Annotated in this window: 2 protein-coding genes; one reads left to right on the top strand and one right to left on the bottom strand. The window is 65.4% G+C overall.

Going from position 1 to position 3,410, the window contains the following annotated elements; translation table 11 throughout:
• Positions 1 to 118 precede the first annotated feature (118 nt).
• Positions 119 to 2,686: an aminopeptidase N gene (gene pepN / locus ABWP50_RS11985; protein ID WP_353218223.1), complete on the bottom strand. Its 2,568-nt coding sequence runs from the start codon at positions 2,684 to 2,686 to the stop codon at positions 119 to 121.
• Positions 2,687 to 2,826: 140 nt separating this feature from the next.
• Between pepN and ABWP50_RS11980 the strand changes: the two genes are divergently transcribed.
• On the top strand, positions 2,827 to 3,410 hold a 584-nt coding region (locus tag ABWP50_RS11980), incomplete at its 3' end, for a Rossmann-fold NAD(P)-binding domain-containing protein (RefSeq protein WP_353218220.1).

Below are 3,410 nucleotides of genomic sequence, written 5' to 3'. Positions count from 1 at the left end.
GCGCCGGGCAGCAGCGCATATTTGGACATCGGGAAGCGGTGGCCGGGCGGCAATTCAGGCGCATAATCAGCATGATAGAACAGCGGCAGCGGCAAATCGGTGATCGTCACAGCTGGTTTCAAGCCAGCGCCCGCGAGGCCATTTCCAGCACATCTTTTGACATGCTCGGTGCCGCCAGCACCCGCTCCAGCTCAGCGCGCATAAGGTCGGCGCGCACGCTGTCAAACCGCCGCCAGCGGCCCAGCGGCACAGCCAGCCGCGCGGCGCTTTGCGGGTTGATGCGGTCAACGGCGATCAGTTGATCGGCCAGCAGACGATAGCCTTCGCCGTCAATTGCGTGGAACCAACGCTGATTGGCCGCAAATGCCCCGATCAGGCTGCGCAGCCGGTTGGGATTGGTGAGGCTGAAATCGGCGTGAACAAGCAGCCGCCGCACATCCGCCAGCACCTCAGGCCGATTGGCCAGCGCCTGCACGCCAAACCATTTGTCGATCACATCATTGTTGCCTGCAAAGCGCGCATGGAAATCCGCCAGCACAGCGCCTCGGTGCGGCGACGGGCTGTTCACCAGCGCGGTCATCGCGCCCATGCGGTCGGTCATGGTTTGCGCCGTGTCATATTGCGCAAGGGCAGCCGCAAAGGCATCGTCCGAACCGGCCGCCACCAGATAGCCCAGCGCGACATTGGCCAGCCGGCGCGCGCCCTTGGCCTGCGGCGTCTGCGCTGTGCCGGCACCGGCATGCGCCCGGTAGGCTTCCCACCACAGCGGCTGCAGTTCAGCGGCGATGGCCTGCCGAGCCGTTTCGCGGCGGCGGTGAATGGCGTCCACGGCCACCACTTCGGCGGCATCACCAATGAAGCTTTCGGTGGGCAGCAGCACGGCTTCGCCCTTGAACGCCGCATCCAGGCCGGTATCGGACAAGGTACCGCGCACGGCGGTCACCAGCGCGGCGGGATCGTCATCGGTGGCCAGCACCGACAATGCCAATTGCTGAAACGCCTCCCAGCGCGCGAACGGATCATCATCATGCGCCGCCAGAAACGCCAGATCGGCGCGGGTGAGCGCCGCGTCCACCACCACCGGCGCTGAAAAACCCCGGTTCAGGCTGGGCACCGCTGGTTCGCCAATGTCCGCAAAGGTCAGGTGCGTGACCGGCTCACGGATTTGCACCAGCAGTTCGTCACCCAGCCGCGCACCGCTGCTGCGCCCGATCAACGCGACCCGAAACGGCATGTGCACCGGCTGCTTGTGCGGTTGGCCGGGCGTGGCCGGCACCGATTGCCGCAGCGTGATTTCCACATTGCTGCCGGTCTGCCGGGTTTCCACCGCCACCCGCGGCGTGCCGGCCTGGTCATACCAGCGGCGGAACTGGCCCAGATCGATGGCGCCCGCGGCTTCCATGGCCGCCAGCCAATCCTCGCAGGTCACCGCCTGGCCGTCGTGACGGTCAAAATACAGATCGGTGCCGCGGCGGAAGCCATCCACGCCCAGCATGCTGTGCAGCATGCGGATCACTTCGGCGCCCTTGTTGTAGATGGTGGCGGTGTAGAAATTGGCGATTTCGACATAATGGTCGGGCCGGATCGGGTGCGCCAAGGGCCCGGCATCTTCGGGAAATTGCACAGCGCGCAAGGCCCGCACATCATCGATGCGGCGCACGGCGGCGCTGCCCTGATCAGCCGAGAACTGCTGATCGCGAAACACGGTCAGCCCTTCTTTCAGGCTCAATTGGAACCAGTCCCGGCAGGTGACCCGGTTGCCAGTCCAATTGTGGAAATATTCATGCGCGACCACCCCGGCAACACCATCGAAATCCATGTCAGTGGCGGTGTCGCTGTCGGCCAATATATATTTGCTGTTGAAGATGTTGAGGCCCTTGTTCTCCATCGCGCCGGCGTTGAAATCGGCCACCGCCACGATGTTGAATTCGTCCAGATCATATTCGCGGCCATACACACGCTCATCCCAGGCCATGCTGGCCTTCAGGGCCGCCATGGCGTGGGCGCAGCGCGGCACATCGGCAGCAGCCGTCCAGATCGCCAACCGCACGTGGCGGCCGCTGGCGGTGGTGAAATCATCGTGCAGCGCGCTCAATTGCCCGGCCACCAGCGCGAACAAATAGCTCGGCTTGGGCCAGGGATCGGTCCAGATGATTTCATGGCGGCCGCCCGGCAAATCAGCCGCCGCGCCGCGATCGCCGTTGGACAGCAGCACCGGAAACAGCACCTTGTCCGCTTCCAGCCGCACCGAATATCGCGACAATATATCCGGGCGATCCGGAAACCAGGTGATCGACCGAAAGCCTTCGGCTTCGCACTGCGTCACCAGCCGGCCTTCGCTGGCATAAAGGCCCATCAGCCGCGTGTTGCGCGCGGGATGCAGCACAACTTCGGTTTCGATCACGGCGGTGTCGCCAGCGATATCGATGCGCAAAACATCATGATCGGGCAGCGCCGGCATGGCCTGCCCGTCCACGGCAAGAGCAGTTGTTTCAAAGCCTTGGCCGTCCAGCCGCAGCGGGCGCGTGTGGCTGCCGCTGCGCACCACCACCAGCCGCGCCTTCACCACCGTGCGGGCTGCATCAAGCCGAAAATCAAGCTGCACTTCGGGCACCAGCCAATCGGGCGGGCTATATTCCGACAGGCGTGTATCGGTCAGGTGCGGGGTGTTGCGGGCGTCAGACATAGCCATACCGTGCGCGAAAGGCCGGCCAAACGAAAGTGGTTTCTGGCAGCGGCCGGCGAGCGGCGGGACCTGCGGCGCAGCCGGCCCCAAACCGCGCAGTAACGCTGGCGCCGGGCGGCGCCTTCGCCTAGTCATTGGCCATGCACCTGCTTGTTCTTGGCCTTGGCTACAGCGCTGGAACTATCGCGGCCGGGGCGCAGGCCGCCGGCTTTGCGGTTACGGCGGTGCGTTCGCGGCCCGGCCCCGGTGTGCTCACGCTGGACAGCCCGGAATTGCCGGCGGTGATCGCTGCTGCAACGCACATCCTGTCATCGGTGCCGCCGGCTGCGGATGGCCGTGATCCGGTGCTGGACGCGCACCAAGCGGCACTTGCGCAAGCGCCGGCAAAATGGCTGGGCTATTTGTCCTCGACCGGCGTTTATGGCGATGCTGGCGGGGCATGGGTGGATGAAGGCGCGCCGCGCCTGGGCCGCCGGTCCGGCCGCAATCTGGCCGATGAACACTGGGAAGCGCTGCACCCGCAGTCCCGCGTGTTTCGCTTGCCGGGCATTTACGGCCCAGGCCGCAGCGCGCTCGACCGTGTGCGCGCCGGGCCAGTTGCGCGCATCGATCTGCCCGGCCATGTGTTCAGCCGCATTCATGTCGATGATATTGCCGGCGCCGTGCTGGCCAGCATGCACGGCGGGCCAGCCGGCATTTTCAACATCGCCGATGATCTGCCCGC

The sequence above is a fragment of the Sandarakinorhabdus sp. genome (assembly GCF_040398645.1).
Taxonomy (GTDB): Bacteria; Pseudomonadota; Alphaproteobacteria; order Sphingomonadales; family Sphingomonadaceae; genus Sandarakinorhabdus.
The sequence above is the reverse complement of the archived record's forward strand: the minus strand, read 5'-3'. Positions and strand labels throughout refer to the sequence as shown.